The sequence below is a fragment of the uncultured Marinobacter sp. genome (genome assembly GCF_947488835.1).
In the GTDB taxonomy this organism is placed as follows: Bacteria; Pseudomonadota; Gammaproteobacteria; order Pseudomonadales; family Oleiphilaceae; genus Marinobacter.
Window position 1 is genome coordinate 82409 of record NZ_CANLBK010000004.1, and the last position, 21564, is coordinate 103972.

15 protein-coding genes are annotated in these 21564 nt (G+C 55.9%); 2 read left to right on the plus strand and 13 right to left on the minus strand.

What is annotated here, in order from left to right:
- Window positions 1–4: 4 nt before the first annotated feature.
- The 4 genes from Q0824_RS14030 to folE form a co-directional block, all read right to left on the minus strand.
- Entirely contained in the window at window positions 5–2278 is a 2274-nt protein-coding gene (locus Q0824_RS14030) for an EAL domain-containing protein (protein ID WP_298451927.1), read from the minus strand.
- 95 nt (window positions 2279–2373) lie between these two features.
- Entirely contained in the window at window positions 2374–2805 is a 432-nt protein-coding gene (locus Q0824_RS14035) for a CoA-binding protein (protein ID WP_298451930.1), read from the minus strand.
- 36 nt (window positions 2806–2841) lie between these two features.
- Complete coding sequence (gene folX / locus Q0824_RS14040) at window positions 2842–3216, minus strand: dihydroneopterin triphosphate 2'-epimerase (protein ID WP_298451932.1); 375 nt, start codon at window positions 3214–3216, stop codon at window positions 2842–2844.
- A 24-nt stretch (window positions 3217–3240) separates the two neighbouring features.
- Entirely contained in the window at window positions 3241–3810 is a 570-nt protein-coding gene (folE, locus tag Q0824_RS14045; protein ID WP_298451935.1) for a GTP cyclohydrolase I FolE, read from the minus strand.
- A gap of 242 nt (window positions 3811–4052) precedes the next feature.
- Between folE and Q0824_RS14050 the strand changes: the two genes are divergently transcribed.
- On the plus strand, window positions 4053–4934 hold the full coding sequence (locus tag Q0824_RS14050; RefSeq protein ID WP_298452635.1) for an alpha/beta hydrolase: 882 nt from the start codon (window positions 4053–4055) through the stop codon (window positions 4932–4934).
- Between the two features lie 18 nt (window positions 4935–4952).
- On the opposite strand, the gene Q0824_RS14055 is transcribed toward Q0824_RS14050, so the two are convergent.
- Window positions 4953–6017, minus strand: coding sequence for a GGDEF domain-containing protein (locus Q0824_RS14055; RefSeq protein ID WP_298451938.1), 1065 nt, complete (start codon window positions 6015–6017; stop codon window positions 4953–4955).
- A gap of 210 nt (window positions 6018–6227) precedes the next feature.
- Here Q0824_RS14055 and Q0824_RS14060 point away from each other — a divergent pair, with 210 nt between their 5' ends.
- Window positions 6228–7310 carry a patatin-like phospholipase family protein gene (locus Q0824_RS14060; protein WP_298451940.1) on the plus strand — a complete coding sequence of 361 codons (1083 nt, stop codon included), beginning with the start codon at window positions 6228–6230 and terminating at the stop codon, window positions 7308–7310.
- An 18-nt stretch (window positions 7311–7328) separates the two neighbouring features.
- On the opposite strand, the gene znuB is transcribed toward Q0824_RS14060, so the two are convergent.
- The 8 genes from znuB to Q0824_RS14100 all read right to left on the minus strand — a co-directional run bounded on the left by znuB (window position 7329) and on the right by Q0824_RS14100 (window position 21500).
- Window positions 7329–8153 (minus strand): zinc ABC transporter permease subunit ZnuB, encoded by an 825-nt coding sequence (znuB, locus tag Q0824_RS14065; protein ID WP_298451943.1) that lies wholly within the window; start codon window positions 8151–8153, stop codon window positions 7329–7331.
- On the minus strand, window positions 8140–8928 hold the full coding sequence (gene znuC / locus Q0824_RS14070; RefSeq protein WP_298451946.1) for a zinc ABC transporter ATP-binding protein ZnuC: 789 nt from the start codon (window positions 8926–8928) through the stop codon (window positions 8140–8142). Before znuC ends, znuB begins: the two co-directional genes overlap by 14 nt.
- Window positions 8921–9412: a Fur family transcriptional regulator gene (locus Q0824_RS14075; protein WP_298451949.1), complete on the minus strand. Its 492-nt coding sequence runs from the start codon at window positions 9410–9412 to the stop codon at window positions 8921–8923. The genes znuC and Q0824_RS14075 overlap by 8 nt, the downstream gene beginning before the upstream one ends.
- Before the next feature lie 76 nt (window positions 9413–9488).
- Window positions 9489–9950 (minus strand): chemotaxis protein CheW, encoded by a 462-nt coding sequence (locus Q0824_RS14080; RefSeq protein ID WP_298451952.1) that lies wholly within the window; start codon window positions 9948–9950, stop codon window positions 9489–9491.
- 11 nt (window positions 9951–9961) lie between these two features.
- Window positions 9962–11014 (minus strand): chemotaxis protein CheB, encoded by a 1053-nt coding sequence (locus tag Q0824_RS14085; RefSeq protein WP_298451954.1) that lies wholly within the window; start codon window positions 11012–11014, stop codon window positions 9962–9964.
- The gene (locus Q0824_RS14090) at window positions 11014–18486 is read right to left on the minus strand and encodes an Hpt domain-containing protein (RefSeq protein WP_298451957.1); all 7473 of its coding nucleotides are present in this window, start codon (window positions 18484–18486) and stop codon (window positions 11014–11016) included. Before Q0824_RS14090 ends, Q0824_RS14085 begins: the two co-directional genes overlap by 1 nt.
- 11 nt (window positions 18487–18497) lie before the next feature.
- Window positions 18498–19397 (minus strand): CheR family methyltransferase, encoded by a 900-nt coding sequence (locus tag Q0824_RS14095; RefSeq protein ID WP_298451960.1) that lies wholly within the window; start codon window positions 19395–19397, stop codon window positions 18498–18500.
- Window positions 19398–19424: 27 nt separating this feature from the next.
- Window positions 19425–21500: a methyl-accepting chemotaxis protein gene (locus Q0824_RS14100; protein ID WP_298451963.1), complete on the minus strand. Its 2076-nt coding sequence runs from the start codon at window positions 21498–21500 to the stop codon at window positions 19425–19427.
- Between the last annotated feature and the right edge of the window lie 64 nt (window positions 21501–21564).

Sequence of the window (21564 nt, forward strand, 5' to 3'; positions counted from 1 at the left end):
CAATTCAAATTTCAACCCCCCGCTCAGTCGCCGCAAACTTGTCTAGCGTGCCACCGACCAACGCCTGCTCCAGTTCCGCAGCTGGAACCGGGCGACTGATTAAATACCCCTGAGCCATATTACAACCCTGGCCCCTGAGAAGATCCAACTGTGCCTGGGTCTCCACGCCCTCGGCTACTACCCGTAAACCAAGGTTATGGGCAAGATTGATCACAGCCCGAGTGATTACAGCATCATCATGGCGCTCGGTCACCTCCGTAATGAACGAACGATCGATTTTCAGAAGATCAACCGGGAAATCCCTCAAATACGCCAAAGAAGAGTAACCCACGCCGAAATCATCAATCGCCAGATGTACGCCAAGATCGTGCAGGCGGGACAGCTGATCCCGGTTGCGTTCAATATTCTGGATGAAAATTTCTTCCGTAAGTTCCACCTCCAGCCGCTCAGGTGGAATACCCTCTGCTTTCAAGGCATCACGTATATGATCTACCAGATGCTCGTTATCCAGCTCACGCCCGGACAGATTCACGGCAACCCTGAGGTGCTCAAAGCGGGTGCCTTTCCAGGCCGCCAACTGCCGGCAAGCCGCCATCACTACCCAGTTGCCGATATCCGTAATTCGGCCACTCTCCTCCGCCAGAGGAATAAATTCACCCGGGGCCAGAAGCCCACGCCGGGGATGCTCCCAGCGAATCAGTGCCTCAACGCTGGTGATCTCGCCGTTGTTCAGATTTAACTGTGGTTGGTAGTGCAGCACAAATTCGTTGTTGGCCAGAGCCTGACTGAGATCCTTTTCCAGCTCCAGACGCATCACCTCGCGCTCCTGCATACCCTCCGTGTAAAACTGATAGGTATTACGCCCCTGGTCCTTGGCTCGGTATAGAGCGATATCAGCATTGCGCAACAGGGTATCTGCATCCGTGCCACTCTGCGGGTACACGGCGACACCCAGGGTTGCGGTAATGCTGTGAACTTCATTCTGAACGTCGAAAGGCGCTTCAAAACACTGCTTGATAAGCCCCAGCAGGTGAATAACGTCGTCAATGTCTTCCACATACTGTTGGCAGATCATGAACTCGTCACCACCAGAGTAGGCCGCAGAAACACGCTCATCACTGAGTTGGTTCAGGCGCTTGGCAACCTGAGCCAATAGCTCATCGCCAAACTGGTGGCCCAGAGAGTCATTCAGCATCTGAAAACGGTCGAGATCCAGCATAACAAGCGCTACTTGTCGCATCTGGCGATCGGCAAGTGTTAGCGCATGGGCCAGATCTTCCATAAAGAAGCGGCGGTTCGCCAAGCCGGTGAGAACATCGGTAGACTCCAACCGCATCAGGTCTTGCTGCATGGTTTTGCGTTGTGCAATTTCCACATCCAGCTCCCTGCGTGTTGCCAGCAAATCCTGATTGCGTTTCAGCATTAGCTGCAGCAGAAGCGTAGCGATACTGGTCACCAACCCCATGAAAAGAAGCGCGACAAAGGTCCACCGGGGCCATGGGCTGCGCTGCTTGTCAATCCAGGCCTGAGACGGCTCAAGGGTTAGTTGCCAGTCTAGTGTTGGCAAGTTGATTGGTAGGGTATAAGACATGGATGTGTCAGCATTCTGATGCGAATCCTGTGTGTAGACAGGGCCGCCATTGCTGCTTAGCACGATGCGGAACGCAGCTTGCTCCCGTGTAGCCAACAATTCACGGGCCAGTATTTCCATTCTGAAAACCCCGGCGATAAATCCGTTATTATCTGGACCTGTACCTACGGGTGCGTAAATAACAATGCCTTTGCCGCCCTGGCGAAGTTCCAACACATCAGAAATGTCATAGTGGCCCGAAGTCCGGGCGGCCTCCAGAGCCTGCTGTCGTTGCTCATTAAAGGCTACGTTGAAGCCGAGAACGGCCTCATTTAATGAAAATGGTTCCAGCCAGCGAATAAAATAGTCTCGGTCTATCCATTCAATGACGGTATAGATGCGAAAGTCATCGAGATAATTGCGGGCATCTCGGCGCCACTCACTTTCTGGCGTATTTGGGTCTGCGGCCAAGCGCATGGCCATTCTCTGGATAGCGCTGGCATGGGCCTTGAACTCCCATTCGAGGTTGTGAGCCATGCTTTGGGCTTCATTCTCGAGGTTTGCCTGGATTTGCTCGGTGTACTGGTGGATCAGGCCGTAACGAAGCCCTGAGGCAGTAATGAGAAAAATAAGGAAGATAACCACTGGAAAGGCAGGGTGTAATATGCGCTTTAAAAAAAGCCTGCCTTTTACAGGTGAATGTTCCAATAGTTACTCCGTTGATCAGAAAACCGGCCAGAAAGTTTAACGGCTGATGGCCGAAAATCATTAGCCGCTTATGCACGGCTGCTACAGGCTCGGATTCAGGAGCTGACCGCCGGAATACCCAGCCGTGGGATTTCCTGCTTCGGGCATTTGTCCATCACAAACGTCAGCCCTGCGGCTTCGGCTCTGGCGGCACCTGCCTCGTTAATCACCCCTATCTGCAGCCAGATTACCGGGATCTTCAATTCAATAGCCTGGTCAATTACCGCCCCCGTGCGTTCCGGCGCCAGGAACAGCTCCACCATATCCACCGGCTCGGGCAGCGACGCTATATCAGCGTAAACCGTCTCGCCCAGTACTTTCTGGCCGGCAAGGCGAGGGTTGACCGGAATCATCCGGTAGCCTTGCTGCTGCATGAACTCCATGACTTCATGGGAAGGCCGATGTGTTTTCTCGCTGGCGCCAACAAGGGCTATAGTGCGGACACTTTCGAGGATGGCGCGCATCTGATCAGGTTGATTGCTTGGCATGGTAACGAGCCCCTGTGTGGCATTAACGGAATGGAATCAACGGTGCGCCTCAAGGCAGACAGACACAGATTCTGTATAGCGTAGCGCGTGGGGCTTATCGATTTCTACCTGCGCCCACTGCACGGCAGAGTTCTCCATAACGATGTTGAGCACTTCGTGAGTCAGACGCTCCAACAAAGCGAAGCGATTGCCATTGACGTGGCCGATAATCTGCTTGGTGATGGTGCGATAATTGAGTGCCGCTGCAATTTCGTTGCGACTGATTGCTTCCGTCGCATCGTAGGTCAGGCATACATTGATGATCACATCCTGCTGGTTGTTGATTTCCTCTTCCTTGATGCCAATGTAGGCCCGCAGCAGTAAGTTCTTGATCTGTATTCTTGCCTGGTGGTTGCAGGAAACCTCTGTCATACCGCCTCCATCCGACCTTTGTGATCAGCGATTGCCACTGATCAGATTAAAGAATTCTGTGCGCGTTGCCTGGGATTTTCGGAACTGGCCCAGCATCATGGATGTCTTCATCTTCGAGTTCTGTTTTTCCACGCCACGCATCATCATGCACATGTGCTGCGCCTCGATAACCACAGCAACGCCTTTGGCATTGGTCACACTTTCTACCGCTTCTGCAATTTGCCGGGTCAGGTTTTCCTGAATTTGCAGGCGACGCGCATACATATCCACAATGCGTGCAAACTTGGACAGTCCGAGAACACGACCCTGTGGCAGATAGGCGATGTGACACTTGCCAATAAAGGGCAGCACATGATGTTCGCACATGCTGTAGAGTTCGATGTCCTGTACCACGACCATCTCATCCATTGCGGATTCGAAGACGGCATTGTTGACGAGATCGCCAAGATCTTGCTCGTAGCCCCGGGTAAGGAATTGCATGGCCTTGGCGGCACGCATGGGGGTGTCCTGCAGACCTTCACGGTTGGTGTCTTCACCCAGCCCGTTGATGATGGCGCGGTAGTGGTCCGCGAGGTCGTCAAGGAGTTTGGTCATAGTCTTTTCCGGTTCTCTTGAAAATGCTGAGGTAGATACAAGGGACAAAGCTTAAGTGAATTTGCCCTGTATCTCTACGATTTACGACGCCGGGCACGGAAAAGACCAAACGCTGATAGTAGTTTACGGGCAACAGTGGTGTGGTTCTGGCCGAGGGGTCGGGTTTATTCTAAAGTCGCAGGCTGTGAAGAATACATCGGGGACATCGCATGGATCAGCATACATCGGGTACATGGAAGGGAATGCCCGTAGGTAGTGAGGTGACTGCGCAAGAGGCGTGGCAACAGAGTGGCAAGTGGTTTACCTATGAAGGTCATGCGATATTCAGCCGTATGGCGGGACAGGGGGAGCCGTTGTTACTGATTCACGGATTTCCTACCGCAAGCTGGGACTGGCATCGCCTATGGCCCATGCTGATTCAGGGTAATCATTTGCTCGCACCGGACCTGCTGGGATTCGGCTTCTCCGACAAACCCCGACATTATTCCTATAGCATTGAAGATCAATCAGATCTCATCCAGGGCATGCTGGAGGGCCTTGGCCTGACATCGGTTCATCTTCTGGCCCACGATTATGGCTGCAGTGTTGCTCAGGAGCTTTTGGCCCGAGAGCAGGAAGGCGCGCTACCTTTCGAGATTGCCAGCGTGTGTTTCCTGAACGGCGCATTATTCCCCGAAGTGCACAGCCCGTTGTTGATTCAGAACCTGTTGCGTAGCCCGCTGGGAGGGTTGATCAGTCGGGCACTGACCCGACGTAGTTTTGAGCGCAGCTTCATGAAGTTGTTTGGCAGTAAATGTCTCCCTGATCAGCAGGATCTGGATGATTTCTGGCATCTGATCACCTACAACAACGGCCGCGGGATTCTGCACCAGTTGATCCATTTTATGGAAGAACGCCGGTGCCATCGGCATCGCTGGGTCTCTGCGCTGCAAAACGCCAGACAACCCATGCGTCTTATCTCAGGTGTTGCGGATCCTGTATCGGGCGCGGCCACGGCGCAGCGTTATCAGGAGATGATTCCGGTCGCCGATGTAGTGCAGCTCAAGAATGTGGGACATTACCCCCACTTCGAGAGCCCGTGGGAAGTATTTGGCGCTTACAGAGAATTTCGTAAGCGACGGTGACCGGGTTGAAAATAGCCGCTAGCCGGAAACGGGAGTTGGAGGGGCGTTGGTATTCTGGTCGCCAGCTGCCAGGCTGGTTGCACTCACGACCTGGTTGCGCCCTCTTGATTTGGCATCGTAGAGCGCCTGGTCGGCACGGTTCAGCCAGACAGACCAGGTTTCACCCTTACTGACCTCGGCAATGCTGGCGCTTGCCGTTACCTTGATATCTTCAAGAAACGGCCGGGCGCTGATGCTCGTGAGCAATTGATGGGCAAGAAGATTGCCCTCATGCTGATTGGTTTCGGGCAGAACGATCATGAACTCTTCACCACCGATCCGGAAAATCTGGTCGCTTTCCCTGAGGCGCTTACGCAGTCGCAACGCCATTTCTTTCAGCACTTTGTCCCCCGCCAAGTGGCCCCATTGATCGTTGATCAGTTTGAAGTAATCCAGATCCAGAAGAACCATGCTGGATACTCGCCCGTAGCGTTCACGCATCTGGATTTGGCCGTTCAGGATGTCAGCCAGCTGTGATCGGTTGAGGCAGCCGGTAAGGGGGTCGGTGGTTGCCAGCCGGGTGAGTTCCATTTGTAACTTGCCCACCAGCCAGGCGAAAATCATGGAGAACAGACAGGTAAGCCCCAGCGAGAAGGTAATGCGCCAGAAATCTGCTTCGGGAAACTTCATGAAAGAAACCACTGCCATGACGGTCACAAAAATGGTGTTGCTGGCAATGGCTTCCCGGATTGGAAGCAGGAAAAACAGCGCTGAAGCAGCAGGGTATGCCCAGTACAAACCGGCATGCCCGTTAATGGCCGTTGAATAGGCGGCGCACACCACTGCAAGCAAAGGAAACAACCGGCCTTTCAGGAAGTAGGTGGAGCGAAAGCGCAACAGGGCCATGACAGCAAGCGCATTGCCACAGAATAGAATCAGCATTCCGGAGAGCAGAAAGTGGTGATGCTGCCACTGCACGACGACAAGCGGCGCGACTGCAATGAAAGCCCAAAAATGCAGGTGATAGACCAGTTGCCGCTTGAAACCAAGCACCGCAAGGGTCGGGTTGGTTGAGGTGGAATCCGTCGAGGTAAACGCGCTCACAGCAAGCTCCGGCTGTTTTTGTAATATCGCCCAGCTGCTGAAAGCGGGCGTGTGTTCAAGTCTAGCATGGGTATTCTCCAGTGGAGCTGAAGTATCTGAGTATCGATAGTATTAGTTTTGTTATGTTGGCCCATAGTGACCACTTCGTTAAAATCCATACCTCGTCTGAACCTATTATTATTCATGCTGAACGCTGACAGGAACGCCGCCATGACCGCCATCCATACCCGTGCCCCGGCACTGACTATCCGGGCAGGCCGTCGAACCCTGCAGCGGTTGCAGGAAAAACCCCTGACGCCGGATGATGTGCACGTTATCCCCGGTGCGGCTGGCGGCCCCAAAGCCCTTGGGCTCAGCGGCCTGGATAAAGCCATCTTTGGGGATTGGCTGCCCCGGGTTGAACAGGAGCGCGCCCTGATAGGCTCCTCCATCGGCAGCTGGCGGTTTGCTGCCATTGCCTCCTCGGACAACCCACGGGCACAACTTACCCGGCTGGCGGAGCTTTACACGGCCCAACGCTTCGAAAAAGGGGTCAGTGCGGCTGAGGTTACGCGCCAAAGTGTTAAATTCCTTGAAGAACTGATTGGCGGCCGTGAGGATTATATTCTTGAACACCCCTGGTATCGCCTGAATGTAATGGTGGTTCGCAGCTTGGGCATGCTCGAACCAGACACCAAAGCGCGCCTGAGCCTCGGGTTGATGAGCGCCATAAGTGCTAATGCCGTTGGCCGACGACACCTTGGGCGTTTCATGGAGCGGGGTATTCTTCACGATGCCAGATTGAAGGCGCCATTGTCGCCGTTGGCGGATTTTTCAAGCCATGAAGTGCCTTTGAGCCGCGACAACTTGCACTCTGCATTATTAGCCTCTGCGTCCATACCCATGGTGATGTCCGGTGTCCGGAATATTCCAGGCGCTCCGCAGGGTATATACAGAGATGGTGGGCTTTTGGATTATCATCTCGATCTGCCCTATGAACAGCCGGGCGTGGTTTTGTATCCGCACTTCACCGATCGAATTGTGCCTGGCTGGTTTGACAAGACCCTGCCATGGCGTCGCGGTGATGGGACTCGGCTGCAGGATGTGCTGCTGGTAGCGCCGTCGAAGGATTATCTGGGGCACTTACCGGACCGCAAGCTCCCGGATCGTAAGGATTTCGAAACCTATCTGGGCAATGACGGAGGCCGGGAGCGCTCATGGCAGAAAGCGATTGCCGAAAGCGAGCGCCTGGGAGACGAGTTCCTTGAGCTACTGGAAACCGGCCGTTTGATGGACGTTATTCAGCCTTTGTGATGCATAGCGAGCCGCTGCTCAGGCAGGACGGCTTGCGGAGAGCCGGCCAGCGCCGCCGTAAACAACCAGAAATGTTGCAAAAGCCGTTACCACCACGGATGGGCCTGCGGGCGTGTCCAGGTGCCACGACATACTCAGGCCGCCCGCTACCGCAACAAACCCGAATCCAACCGCCAGCGCTGCCATCTGTTCCGGGGTGCTGGCCAGCCTGCGCGCGGTGGCGGCGGGAATGATCAACATAGCGGTAATAAGCAATACGCCCACCATCTTCATGGCAACGGCAATCACCAGCGCAAACATCAACATCAGCAGCAGGCGAAGACGCTCAACCGGCACCCCTTCCACCCTCGCCAGCTCCTCGTGAATGGTGCTCATCAGCAAGCCGCGCCAAAGCACGGCTAATAGCGTCAGGATCACAACAGCGCCGCCATAAATCCACAGCAGGTCGTTTCGGTTCATGGCTAGCAGATCGCCGAACAGAAGGCCGGTCAGGTCAATCCGTACATCCGGCATAAAGCTCAGCGCGACCAGGCCAATGGCCAGGGCGCTATGGGCAAGAATGCCCAGCAAGGTGTCTGTCGCCAGGGTTTTGTTGCGGGAAAACAGCAACAGCGCCATGGCGAGCACAACGCTGGTGATAAGGACGCCAAGGTTCAGTGGAAGACTGAACAGAAAGCTCAGCGCTATGCCCAGCAGCGCAGAATGCGCGAGAGTGTCGCCGAAATAGGCCATCCTCCGCCATACCACAAAACAGCCCAGCGGCCCGGCAATCAGGGCAACGCCCAAACCACCAATGAGGGCCCGCCAGAAGAAGTCGTTCAGCACTGTATCAATGATGCTCATGGTCGCACTCCCCATGTTCGTTGGCTGAACCTGAATGGTCTGTGCCAACCACGTTGCCGCTCAGATCGTGGCTGTGGTTATGGTTGTGGTGATACACCGCCAGAGACTCCGCAACCGGCCGGCCGAAGGTTTCAATAAACGCCGGATCGTGTGAAATGTCGGCAGGGTGTCCGCTACAACATACGTGCTGGTTCAGGCAGATCACCTTGTCGGTTGCGGCCATAACCAAATGCAAATCGTGAGAAATCATGATGACGCCGCAGTTGAGTTCATCTCTAAGTTGACGAATTAAATCATAAAGCGCCGCCTGGCCGTTGATATCGACACCTTGTGCAGGTTCATCAAGCACCAGGAGATCCGGTTTCCGTACCAGTGCCCGGGCCAGCAAAAGGCGCTGCTGCTCTCCTCCTGACAAATGGTGGACAGATGCCTTCAGCAGATGGCTGACACCGGTTCGATCCAGCGCAGCGACGCAGGCTGCAAGAGGTTGGCCGCTGAGCAACATGAAGCGCTCTACGCTCAGGGGAAGCGTTGATTCAAGGCTTAGATGTTGGGGGACATACCCGATCACCACGCCCTTTGCGCGCAGGATACGGCCGCTTGTAGCGGCCTGTATGCCCAGAACCGCCTTGATCAGGGTGGTTTTGCCGGCGCCGTTTGGGCCAATGATGGTAATGATATCGCCCCGGTGCAGCACCAGGCTGACCCGATCAACAACCGGGCGGTCATCAAACCGGACCGTAAGGTTTTCGATGGCAACCAGCGGTTCATCCATTAGGTTGCTCTCCCTGACAGCTGGGGCACAGGCCTGCTATTTCAAGAGTTATGGATTCGGTAACGAATGCTTCGGCGCCGGCCGCTTCGTGTATGGCTTTGGAGACAGTTGTGTCTGTTAACTCCAGAGCATTGCCGCAAGAGCGGCAGATGAGAAACATCCCTGTGTGATGCTCGCCAGCATGGGCACAGCCGATAAAGGCATTCAGGGAGGCTATACGGTGCACCAGCCCGTACTGTTGCAGGAAGTCGAGTGCCCGGTAGACCGTCGGAGGCGCAGCACTGTGGCCTTCTGATGCCAACTTCGCCAGTACGTCGTATGCGCCGAGTGGTCTGTGGGATTCCCAGATAAGCTCAAGAACTCGCTCACGGGTGGGTGTCAGGCGAGCATGCTGCTCTTGGCAGATGGCTCTGGCTTCAGCCAAAGCCTGGCTGACACAGTCATCGTGGTTGTGAGGGCGGTAAGGTAGCGCGCGCGCGGACATGATCGGAATCCTGCAGAATTTGTAACATTATAACATCCGCAGGAGCCCGACTGCCAAGGGTAAGAATCGAGAAGGCTTATACCAGGGAATCGCTGGCGAGAGATTCAAGGTAATCCAGGTTAGGAATCCAGGCCGTTTCGCCGTCAACGTCAACGAGCATAAGATCAGCAGGCCCGTTTTCTGCCTCCATTTTCTTGATCTGCTCTTCGGTAATGCGAACCTGGCTTGGAATGCCCTGAGTAATCAGTGCCAAGAAACGCAGCTTTTTGTTGTTGTCGGTGATGCTATTGAGCACCACAATTCGGCCCCGATTTTCACCAGGTACGGACAAGGTTCCGCCATTGGCTGCATCGTAGGAAATAACAGGCAGGTTAAGGCCTCGCCATTCCAGGCGGCCAGCAAGCCAGTCAGGTGCCCCGACGCCGGCCTCACTGCTGGCGTAGTCCACCACTTCGGCAATGGATACGTTGGGCAGTAAAAGTTGCCGCCCGCTCACGGGAATCATGACGCAGGAGAGGGTTTGGCTGTTGTCATTCATTGCTTGTGTCCTCAGGCGGAGCCCCGTTTCTGCCGGCCTTTCAGCAGGCAGGATTTTTCGATGGTTTTGACCAGTTCCCGGGCCAGTTGCTCCGGTGTGCCGGTAAAGCTGGAGCAGCCGGTGGCAGCCACGGAATCCGGCATTGAGCTATTGCCGCAGCTGGAGCTCTCCTGAACCCAGATTCGGCTACCATAGGCTTTGAGCAGAGGTGCTGCAATTGCGCCGTCATTACCCATGCCGGAAAACAGAATGGCATGGCAATGGGAGCCGTAGTGGTCTGCAGTATTGAGCAACACCTGGTCAATCGACGGGCTATAAGGCCCGGGCCAAGGTGTATCCAGCTCAGTCAAAGCGCCAGTAGCAGAAAACTTCCACTCATGCTCAACCGGCATCAGTACCACATCGCCGTTTTTAACCCGGTAATTCTCTTCGGCATGCTGCAGCTTGTAATGCGCATGGCGGCCAAGCACCCGTGTGAGCACTTCGGCGAAATTCCCGTCAATATGCTGGGCATAAACGAAGCCCACTGGCAGACCCGGTGGAAGGCAGTCCAGAAACGCTTTCACGGCCGCCGGACCACCCAGCGATGCGCACAACACCCAAATCTCTTCTGCTACGGAACCCGGTGCCGCAGGGGTTAGCCACTGCGGAAGCTCCGACGATTCCGGGTTTTGCGGGGCTTCTGCTTCAAGCTCTTCGATACTGTCTTTGGAATCCAGCTGTGACAGGTCTCCCAGCTCTTGTTCCAGCTTGCCCAGCAATCGCCGTTCCCAGCGAAAATATTCTGTGCTTCCAGCCCCGGGTGCCTGATCCAATCCGAACAGAACCGGAGCCTCAGTGTTATCCAGAAGGTAATCAAACAAGGCAGGGTGATCTGCCTCGTCTTCCAGTGTCACCAGCCAGAGCCCGGCTTCCGGGAACTCACGATGGTTCTGCAGGCGCTCCGGATCACCAGAGAAACACACCTCAAGGCCGAATTTGGCGGCCGCCGCCTGCAGTCTGTGTCGCTGCAGGACAACGTCCGAAACAATGCCGACCTGAGCCCGACCGGTTTGGCCGGCCATCACTGCTTACCGGTTAGCCGTGCTATGGTCTTCAGCAGTTCCGTCTCCTGGAACGGCTTGCCGAGGTACTCGTTTACGCCGATGGCCAATGCCCGCTCACGGTGCTTTTCGCCGGTTCGGGATGTGATCATACAGATCGGCATATCACGCAGGTTATCATCGTGCCTTACGAAGCTGGCTACCTCAAAGCCATCCATGCGTGGCATTTCAATATCCAGCAGCATGATGTCCGGCTTATGATCCTGCAGCTGCGCCACCGCATCCAGGCCATCTTTTGCAGTGATGACCTCCATGCCATTACGCTCGAGCAGGCGCGAGGTAACCTTGCGCACGGTAACCGAGTCGTCCACCACCATGACAACCGTGGCGCGCTCTTCGTAGCGGGTAGACTCTCTTGTCTTGTCCAGGTCGGCCAGACGCTGGCGCTCAGACAATATGTCGGAACGAATCATGGCGGGCAGGTCGAGAATCACCACCACGTTGCCATCACCAAGAATGGTGGCACCGGACACACCGCGAACGGTGCCGAACTGCGGCCCCAGCGACTTAACCACGATTTCACGGCTGCCCATCAGGTTATCTACCTGCAGAGCCATAGGTTGCTCGGCACCGCGAACCAGAATCACCGGAAGCGGCAGGGCCTGGCCCTGAAGTTTCGGATGGTGATCACTGTTCAGCAGGCTGCCAAGGTACTGCAGGCGGTATTCCTGGCCAGCGTATTCGTACATGGGCGCATCCGGCTTGTAGTATTCCTCAAGCTCGTAAGTGCTGACCCGCACGATACCCTCGATGGTGTTGAGCGGGATGGCGTAGAAATCTTCGCCCGTGGATACCATCAGGGCCCGGTTTACCGAAACGGTAAAGGGTAACCTGACGGTGAACACGGTGCCGCGACCGACCTGCGATTCAATGTCCAGGCTGCCGCCCAGCTGTTTGATTTCACTGGCGACCACGTCCATACCAACGCCACGACCGGAAATCTGGGTAATGTTCTGTGCGGTTGAGAACCCGGGCTGCACGATAAACTGCAGAATCTCGCGTTCGGAGAGTTCTTCATCCTCCCGCAACAGCCCTTGGCGAATAGCCTTTTCCCGGATGACATTTGAAGGGATACCAGCACCGTCGTCTACCATGCGCAGAACCACGTCGCCACCTTCGCGTGCCAGCGACAGGGTGACTGCACCTGCTTCCGCTTTGCCGTTCTTCTTTCGGTCCGCCGGCTTTTCAATGCCGTGGTCAATGGCGTTACGCAGCATGTGTTCGAGCGGCGCAATCATTCGCTCAAGTATGGTGCGGTCCATTTCGCCTTCGGCGTTGCGTACATCAAACTCAACTTTCTTGCCCAGCTCACCGCTGATCTGGCGAACAATCCGGCGCAAGCGCGGCACCATGGAAGAGAACGGAATCATTCGGGTCTTCATCAGACCTTCCTGAAGTTCCGTGTTAATACGGGACTGCTGAACCAGCAGGGTTTCTGTATCCCGCACCCGGTCGGCAAGGGTTTCGCGCAGATCTGCGAGGTCTGAAGACGATTCCGTCAGAGCCCGCGACAACTGCTGAATGGAGGAATACCTGTCCATTTCCAACGGATCGAAATCGTCCCCGTAATCTGGACCATGCTCTTTCTCGGCACTGAACAGAATCTGTGCTTCGGTTTCGATTTCCATCCGGCGCAACTGTTCCCGCAAACGCTCGATGGTGGCAGCCATTTCATCCAGAGTATGGCTGAAGTCGCTGCTTTGCTGTTCCAGTCGACCACGGGTAATACTGGTTTCACCGGCCAGGTTAACCAGATCATCCAGCAAGGGAGCAGATACCCGAATGGTTTCCTGTGCTGCGCGCTGTGCATCAACAATGCGCTTTGAGGTTTTGGCCCTGGCAGGCGCAGGCTTTGGTGTAGGCTCTGCTGGCGCCTCTGGCGTTTCGGGTACTTGTACTTCCGGTGCAGCTTCGGCCACAGGTGCGGGCGCCACTGCGCCAGACTCGTAGCGTTCGCGTATGTCAGCAACCAGGGCAATGATACCGTCGTGATCTTCGGTAATGGCTTGCCACTGGGTGTCATCAGGTGACTTGCCTGCCAGGTCAATCAAGCGTGATTCAAAATTGTGGGCCTTATCACCCAGCAGCGTGAGCTGGGATAAACGGGCACCGCCCTTCAAGGTATGCAGTGCGCGTTGAGCTTCCTGATTGAAGTGTTTGCTGGCAGGATCCTTGCGCCAATCTGCAAGAAGGTGCTCCAGCTGGTCCATGATCTCGCCAGCCTCTTCCAGGAAGATCTCCAGAATCTCTGGATCAATCGCTTCCTGATCAGCGGTGGCCGTTACTTCTGGTGACGCTTCAAAATTGTCTGATTCCAGAGTTTGGGCACTGCTGAAGGACATCAGAAGATCGGGGTCTGCCGCTGGCTCTGTACCAAACGCCAGCTCACCGAGCATGGACTTCAGGTTATCAAGTCCGCGGGTGCTCAGGGCTAATAGAAGCCGCTGGTTACCGGGGATCGATGTTACCGCTTCGAGGGCGCCAGCCCAAGCGTCCGCCAGTTCAGCGATGGGATCGACATCGGATAGTCGAGCGCCACCTTTGAGTGTGTGCAGTTCTTGCTGAAGCTGTGGAACGCCATGCATTGCCTGGGGGTCTTCACGCCATTGGTCGAGGCACTCGCTGATGGCGTCGTAGATCTCATGGCCTTCATCCAGGAAAATATTGGCAATGTCGTCGTCATGGCTTGCGTCAGCTTGCGTGATTTCCGGAAGTGGTGCCGGAGTATCAATGTCTGCTGACTCAACCTCAGTCTCAACAACTGTCTCTGTGGGCGAGGATTCGCCACGGAGAATCGCTTCGACCTGATCCACCAGATCGTTGGCGGGCGGGCAGGGCTTCTGGGTAGCAACCTGTTCAACCATCTGCGCCAGTCGGTCGTGGCATGCAAACAGCAGGTCGTTCATTGCACTGCTGGAAGCAAGCTGGCCCTCAGCTACCTTTTCAAACAGGTCTTCGAGAACGTGGGTCAGATCGCCAATGGCGTCAACCCCCGCCATGCGGGCGCCGCCTTTCAGTGTATGAACGTCGCGTTGCAGTTCTGCTGCCACGGACCGGTTCGACGGGTCTTCACTCCAGGCATGCAGGGCGCTGCCTGTGGAGTTGATCAGGTCGTAAGCTTCCTCAAGGAAAATGCCGGTGAGCTCCGGGTCCATGTGCGAGAGATCGGTGCCGACGTCGGCAGTTTCCGGCTCATCAAGACCCTCAAGCTCAGGCAACGGCGGCAGATCATCTGCGGAATCAGGGCTTTCCGGCTCAGCCGGTGCTGCCACATCTGTAACCGGTCGTGAACGGCTCGTGTTGTCCATGTAGGCATGGATTTCGCTGATCAGATCAGGTGCCGGGCGTGGTGATTCCTTGGCTTCCAGGTTGTCCACCATGCCGGCGAGACGGTCATGGCAGCGGAACAAGAGGTCAGACAGCTCGTCGTTTACGGAGAGTTTCTTATCTGTCAGGCCCTCGAACAGGGTTTCTAGCTCATGGGCCAGATCACCTACGGCCTCAATTTCGGCAAGGCGTGCACCCCCTTTGAGGGTGTGAAGATCCCTTTGCAGCAGACGCAAAATGTCGAGGTTGCCGGTGTCTTCGCTCCAGTTTTGCAGAGCCTCTGCGGTGCTGTCGATAAGCTCGCGAGCCTCTTCAAGGAAGATCTCCGCAAGTTCGTCGTCCATGTCACTGTCGGACGCTTCAACGCCTTCATCAGTTTCAGGCAGCGGCAGGTCGCTGGTTGTAGTGGCTTCCAGCTCTTCCATATCGAAGCTGAGGTCTATTTCCTCCAGATCTTCAGTGAATTCCTGGTCGAATGCGCTTGTGGTCTCAGTTTCGGCACCGAGCAGGGCCTGGGTGAGCGCTTCAAGCTCGGCCACCAGCTCGTCACCGGACTCAGTGGCCAACCCTGCGGCAATCTGATCCATCATGTTGATCAGGTGCTCGTGGGCATTGCGAACGGATAAGAAGAACCAATCCTCTGGTGCCTCACTCTGGTTTGCGGCGGCTACATAAACTTCGTGGAGAGCCTCTGACAAAGCGGCGACATCGGCCAGCCCGGCGTCGGATGCTGCATCAGTAAGCTGGGCCAACTCTGCAGTCAGGCGTTGGAGCGGGCCCCGGTCTTCAGGGGTTTCCGCCCACTGGGCAAGGATAAGGTCAGCATCCAGAACGACATCTAGCCCTTCACTGAGGAACAGTTGCACCAGCTGGGACGGCGCTGGTTGTGTGCCATCGTGGCTGATTTCTTCGCTGTAGGTGCGAAGCCGGTCGTTGGATATGCGTTCCAGCTTTTCCAGGAAAGCTTCAGTGCTCGGCAACGAAGCCTGAGGCTCATTGCGTATCTGAGCCAAACCTTGTGTCAGGAAGTCGCAGGCAGCCTCAATCAGCGACAGCACGTCGCGGTCTGCGCGCAGGTTCTGGGCACGGGATTCTTTAATGAAGCGTTCAAGCGGGGCAATAACTGCCGCAATCGGCGCTATACCCGCGGTGTGGGCACTTCCTTTGAGGGTGTGCAGAGCGCGCGACAGGTCGTCTGTATAAGAGACGGTTACCTTGTCGCCTGCAGCAGCCAAAAACTCTCTGAGGGTTTGCAGATGGGTTTCTGTTTCACTCTCGAAGATATCCAGCAACACTGGATCAACGTCGCGATCATCATCCGTATCGTAATCGGGTTCCGTTAGCTCAATAGCACTACTGGCGAAGGCGCTGTCATCTTCGGCTGAGGGCATTGTGCTTGCGTCCGGGATATCCCCATTGGCAAGAGCTTTGGCGCGGGCTTCGAGGCTGGAAGGGTCCATCGACGGCGGCTGTTTATTCTCGAAATCACTGACCAGAGACGGAAGAACGCCCGTAGCCTCGTCCAGCAGGCTGGCAATGTCGTCATTCATGAAGGTGCTGCCGTCGATTACGCGGTTCAGCATATTTTCTATAGACCAGGCCAGCTCACCTACCACCATCGCACCAACCATGCGTCCACTGCCCTTGAGCGTGTGGAATGCACGGCGCACTTCGGAGAGTGCGCTGCGGTCATCGTGTTGGCGCAGCAGCATGGGAAGGTATTCGCGGATGGTTTCCAGAACCTCTCCGGCTTCCTCGACAAAGATTTCGAGGATTTCGTCGTCTATCAGGTCGTCTTGCTGCTCACTATCGCCAGTCAATTCCGGTGTCGCAGCGCTTTCAACCGCTGCTTCCGCCTCAGTGACTTCGGCTGTTTCCGCTGCGGTCACTTGTTCATTGTCACTGCGACGGGTTGTTGCCATGGCTTCCCCACGAGCAACCAGATCTGCGACATCGTCGGCGGCTTGGCCGTCACGGAATGCATGAATCAGCGCGGGAATGCGGGCATTAGCTTCATCAATAAACGAGAACAGGTCGTCGGTCGGTTTGATGCTCTGATCAATTACCCGGTTCAGCAGATTTTCCACTGACCAAGCCAGGTCGCCGAGGCTTCTGGCACCAACCAGTCGGCCGCTACCTTTAAGCGTGTGGTAAGCGCGGCGGACTTCGGTCAGTGCCGGGCGGTCGTCGTGGTTCTGGCGCAAGCGCGGGTAGAATTCGTGGATAGTTTCCAGAACCTCCTCGGCTTCTTCCACAAAGATGCCGAGGATCTCGTCGTCCAGAAGCTCCTCATCCGAAGTTTTGGAGGCGGTACTGCCGCTATGCGCCGCAGTATCTTCTGACGCCATGGGCTCTACAACGGGCACGTCATCCTGTGCCAATTCAGTGCCCCAAGTGGGCTCTTCGCCTACCGGGAACCCGAGGCCTGCAAGGCTTTCTTCAGCAATCCGAAGAATGTCTGCATTGTCGCTTATGCCTTCAGCCAGTCGCTCAAGGTAATACTCAATACTGGTAATGGCATCTGCGAGGGTATCCAGCTGCCTCCAATCGGGAACATGCTTGTCGCTGAGGAGAACATCAGAAATATAACGCTCGGCAGACGCCAGCATGCTGGCAACACGCTCCAGCGGTACCAGGCTCAGGCCGCCACGGATGCTGTGGAGCAGGCCGGGGACGTGTTCGATTTCACGGGTGTCCCACTGGGATGCAATAAAGTTGATAACCGCTGACTTTACTTGCTCCAGCGTATTGCGGGACTCTCTCAGAAGGGCACTGCTGGCTTCCCCAAGCTCGCGGGAACCCTGGTTGGCAGGAAGGCTGTCAACGTTTCTCGAGGAAGGCTCTGGCTGCCGGTCGCTATCCAGACCTGCAAGGCTGGCTTCCACGTAAAGCAGAGCTCCGGCAATATCCATCAGAGTGCCGTCGTCAACCAGTTCGCTTTGGGCTCCCAGCTTTTCAATCAGCTCAATTTGTTCGGTAATAACTTTCCGAGGAATACCCAGGCCAAGCACCGCTAGCGTATTACCCACCTGAACCAGGCCGGGAAGAAGGTCTTCAAGCTCGCTGTTTGTTCGCAGCTCTGAACGGACAAAAAGGTCCAGTTGGTCTTTCAGCTTGGCCAGTTCTTCATTCAGTGCGCTGACGACGGAGTGGATGGCTTCACGGCCAGGGCCGGAGACGCGATTCCGGGCCGCATCTACATCGTCTTCTGAAGGCAGGGCCTCTGTAAGCTGGTAGCGGCTACGCAGATCCCTTACATTTTCGGAATCCAGATCCCGCGCCCGTGCTACGTAATAAAGCAGGTGTTTGAGCAGTGCATCGGGTGCTGGTTGAGCGAGGATATCTCCATGCTCGTCGGTGAGGCGGCGGATTTCGCTATCGAGCTCCCGAAGCAGGGACTTGACCGCTGCGTTGACCGGGTTCGCCTTTGCCTGAAGTGTTTCTACAAAGGCAGCCGCAGCTTTCCAGAGTTCGCCACGGGGCGTTTTCTGGCAAAGGCGGGTGAGCCGGTGAATAACCTTCTGCAGGTAGACGAACTGGGCATCAAGGTCTTCTTCGCGAATGATCCCGGCAAGGGCAAACTGGTACATCTGCCGCAGTTTGCGGATGTGGCCGAGTACTTTGGGATCTTGCAGGCGCTGCGACACATTGTCTGCAACCTGCATGCGCGATGGAGCGAGATCTGGCTTGAACAGAGAGGTGTCAGACAGCAGAGAGTCGCCCCGCGCAGCCCGCAGGTCGTTCAGCAGAGGCAGCAGTACCATGGGGAAATCATCCTGGCTGCTGGCCAGGTGTTCCAGATACTGTGGGAGCTGAAGTATGGCTTCCATCAGAACATTAACGGCTTCGTCCACACTGACGACGCTGTTATCCAGCACCGCCTGGGTGAGCTTTTCCATTTCTTCGGTCAGCAGGGCTGCGCCGTATAGTTCAACCATCTGCAGGGTGCCATGCACCTGATGGAGATAATTCAGGCAGAAACGCAGGCGTGCTGTATCGTCACGATTTTCAACGTACGCCTCCAGCGCATGCTGACCTTGGGTCAGCGTGTCCTGTATCTCGCCCCGAACCCAGTCGAGGGCGATGTTGTCATGGTGGTTGCCCATAACCTCTCCGGTTATTCTTCGTCAGTCTGGCGCTTGATCCACGCCAGTACATGTTCCGAGGGTACTTTTTGTAGGCCTGGGGGCTGCCAGTCGGTCAGCTCTCCCTGGCCCAGAACCAGTAGTCCCCCGGGCGCCAGCCGCTCTGCAAGACGCCTGACAATGTCCCGTCTGCGCCAGCGACGGAAATAAATCAGCAAATTCTGGCAGAAGATAATATTCATTCCGTGCATGGGCGCTTTATCCAGATCCAACACATTCAGTCTGGTAAAGCAGACCCGCTCCCGGATGCTTTCGACAATTTCAACGGTGTTCCGCTCGGCCGGGCGGAAATACCGGGTTTTCATGTCTTCGTCCATGCCCAGCAGTTTGCGGGCATTGAACTGGCCTGTCCGGGCCTTCTCGATAACCGGTGTGCTGATGTCCGAACCAGTAACGCCATAGAGCGGCTGTAGTCCCAGTTGAGCCATACACTCGTTCAGCACCATGGCTAAGGTGTAAGGCTCTTCACCGGAGGAGCAACCGACGCTCCATGCCTCAATTGGCCGTTTTCGGAACTGTTCCCTAGGTCGTGTGAGAACGTAATCGGCGACCAGTCGAAAAGCGTCAGGGTCCCGGAAAAAGCGGGTTTCCTGCACCGTAAGCCGGTCCACCAGCGTTGACCACTCCCGAATGGCATCCGGCCCCGAGATAATCGTTTCGTAGTAGGCCTGATAGCTACTGCAGCCTATTTCCCGCATCCGGATGGCCAGATTGGTTTCCAGAAACGAGCGGCGCTCTGCAGGCAGTGTCATGCCAGTACGGTGTTCCAGTAGGGTCTGCCACTGGTTGAACTGCGCCTTATCCATTTCCGGAAGACGGCGCAGACACCAGGAACTTTCGGCAGTTGACGGGTTGTTATGAAGTTCAGACATAAACCGCCATTAGCCCCGGGCTGTAAATCAGCCCACCACCGGAACGTTGCTGTCTTCCTCTTCGTCGTGGCCTGCCATATCTTCTTCGGGCAGCGTAAAGCCGGCAACGGAGGACCGCAGCTCGGAAGCCATTTCCGCCAGGTTCCCGATAGACTTCGCCGTCGCGTTGGTACCGGACGAGGTCTGGGAGGTGATTTCCTGGATAACGTTCATCGTGTTGGAAATGTGTGCCGCAGAAGACGACTGCTGGCGTGCCGCGTTGGAGATGTTCTGGATCAGTTCTGCAAGGCTCATGGATACGTTCTCGATTTCTTCGAGAGCAATACCCGCGTCCTGTGCCAGGCGTGCACCACGTACCACTTCGGCGGTGGTGTGTTCCATGGAAATAACGGCTTCGTTGGTGTCAGACTGGATTGTCTTAACCAGCGCTTCAATCTGCTTGGTTGCAGCAGAGGAACGTTCCGCAAGGCGCTGAACTTCGTCCGCAACTACCGCAAAGCCTCGACCTGCGTCACCGGCCATAGAGGCCTGGATAGCAGCGTTCAGAGACAGGATGTTGGTTTGGTCAGCAATGTCGTTGATCAGGGATACGATGTCACCGATTTCCTGGGAAGACTCACCCAGACGCTTGATACGCTTGGAGGTTTCCTGGATCTGTTCACGGATGTTGTCCATGCCGCGAATGGTGTTCTGTACCACTTCTGCGCCTTTCTTGGCGATGGCAACCGAGCGCTCCGCAACCGCAGAAGATTCCGCCGCGTTGGAAGATACCTGGTCGATAGAGACAGCCATTTCGTTAACAGCAGCAGATGCACCGGCAATTTCCTGGGCCTGGTGCTCGGAAGCATCGGCCAGGTGCATGGCGGTAGACTGGGTTTCCTGGGCCGCCGAGGCCACTCGCACCGCAGTACCACGAATTGCTTGTACCAGTCCGCGCATCTGGTCGATCGCGTAGTTGATGGAGTCAGCGATGGCACCGGTGAAGTCCTCGGTTACCGTGGCCTCCGTGGTCAAGTCACCATCAGCCAGATCGGCCAGTTCGTCCAGCAGTCGCAGGATCGCATTCTGGTTTTGCTCGTTCTGTTCCTGGGTAGTGGATAGCCGCGTTTGGGCTTCCCGGTAGAGGGCAAGGCCGATGAACACAACCATGGCGACCATGGCGGCCAGGATAATAAAGGCCAGAGTCGGGCTTACCAGCCGTGAGCCGCTCTGGGCGCGGAAGCTTTCGGCAAGAACAGACAGTTCAGACAGCAGAATCTCGGAGTTCTGGAAGATGTCGCTGGCAGAGTTACGTACCTTGAAGAGGTCGGGAGAGGCTTCAAGGATAGCGTCTACGTTCTGGGCGACGAACTCGAACAGCTCATCAACTGCCTCAAGGCCGTAGATTGCGTCTTCATCATCAACTTTGGTGGTGCCCATAGCCGGGTTGCCATTCAACTGACCGTCGAGTACGCGTCCAAACAGGCTGGCGTCGCGACCAAAGCGGTCAGCGGCAATTACGGCGTCTTCATCACCGGAGAGTACGTTGTTTACCGAGCGCACAATACGCTCTGCAAGCAGTGACTGGCGTTGAGCCAGTGCAATCTGTTCCGCTGGTGCACCGCTATCCAGCAGGATTTGTACGATATCGTCGTACTCCACCTGAAGCTGGGGGATGGTTTCGTTCAGGGTGCGTGCTACTTCGTGCAGACCAAGAACGGCGTCCCGGGTGGATAGAATGCTGTCTGCGTTCTCGCGTACCGAGTTCCAATGCTGTTGAACACCACTTTCGCGGGCCAATTCACTGGGCGGCAGGCCGGTTTCGGGGTTGCCTTCGGTCACGTTAGACCAGAGCTGCTGGAACTCATCGCGGGAACGGCGCAACTGGTTGAACGCCTCGGCGGTACCACCGGCGGCTTCAGTCGCGTTTTTCGCGATTTCCTGCGACAACACCCTGAGTTCAGCTGAGTTGGCAATGTATTCCTGGTCGTTCTGGCTGTCCCTGTTGATGATAAACAGGACCACAACGAGCAGGACAGTGAGTGCGATCAGCGAGGTAATCAGGCCGGCAACAAGTTTGTTGCCCCCCTGACCCGTACCGATTCTTCCGGCTCTGTTTTTCATTTTCTGGCTCCCGGCCTCTTCTGGAATTTGGCAAGTTGTTTTAATGAGGTTTCAGGCAGTCAGG

What these genes read in the sequence shown, in the direction of transcription:
- Q0824_RS14035 (WP_298451930.1), bottom strand. Translation starts at nt 2,805, where the DNA reads ATGCCAAGCAATCAACCTGATCAGATGCGCGCCATCCTCGAAAGTGTC.
- folX (WP_298451932.1), bottom strand. Translation starts at nt 3,216, where the DNA reads ATGACAGAGGTTTCCTGCAACCACCAGGCAAGAATACAGATCAAGAAC.
- folE (WP_298451935.1), bottom strand. Translation starts at nt 3,810, where the DNA reads ATGACCAAACTCCTTGACGACCTCGCGGACCACTACCGCGCCATCATC.
- Q0824_RS14050 (WP_298452635.1), top strand. Translation starts at nt 4,053, where the DNA reads ATGCCCGTAGGTAGTGAGGTGACTGCGCAAGAGGCGTGGCAACAGAGT.
- Q0824_RS14060 (WP_298451940.1), top strand. Translation starts at nt 6,228, where the DNA reads ATGACCGCCATCCATACCCGTGCCCCGGCACTGACTATCCGGGCAGGC.
- znuB (WP_298451943.1), bottom strand. Translation starts at nt 8,153, where the DNA reads ATGAGCATCATTGATACAGTGCTGAACGACTTCTTCTGGCGGGCCCTC.
- znuC (WP_298451946.1), bottom strand. Translation starts at nt 8,928, where the DNA reads ATGGATGAACCGCTGGTTGCCATCGAAAACCTTACGGTCCGGTTTGAT.
- Q0824_RS14075 (WP_298451949.1), bottom strand. Translation starts at nt 9,412, where the DNA reads ATGTCCGCGCGCGCGCTACCTTACCGCCCTCACAACCACGATGACTGT.
- Q0824_RS14080 (WP_298451952.1), bottom strand. Translation starts at nt 9,950, where the DNA reads ATGAATGACAACAGCCAAACCCTCTCCTGCGTCATGATTCCCGTGAGC.
- Q0824_RS14085 (WP_298451954.1), bottom strand. Translation starts at nt 11,014, where the DNA reads ATGGCCGGCCAAACCGGTCGGGCTCAGGTCGGCATTGTTTCGGACGTT.
- Q0824_RS14090 (WP_298451957.1), bottom strand. Translation starts at nt 18,486, where the DNA reads ATGGGCAACCACCATGACAACATCGCCCTCGACTGGGTTCGGGGCGAG.
- Q0824_RS14095 (WP_298451960.1), bottom strand. Translation starts at nt 19,397, where the DNA reads ATGTCTGAACTTCATAACAACCCGTCAACTGCCGAAAGTTCCTGGTGT.
- Q0824_RS14100 (WP_298451963.1), bottom strand. Translation starts at nt 21,500, where the DNA reads ATGAAAAACAGAGCCGGAAGAATCGGTACGGGTCAGGGGGGCAACAAA.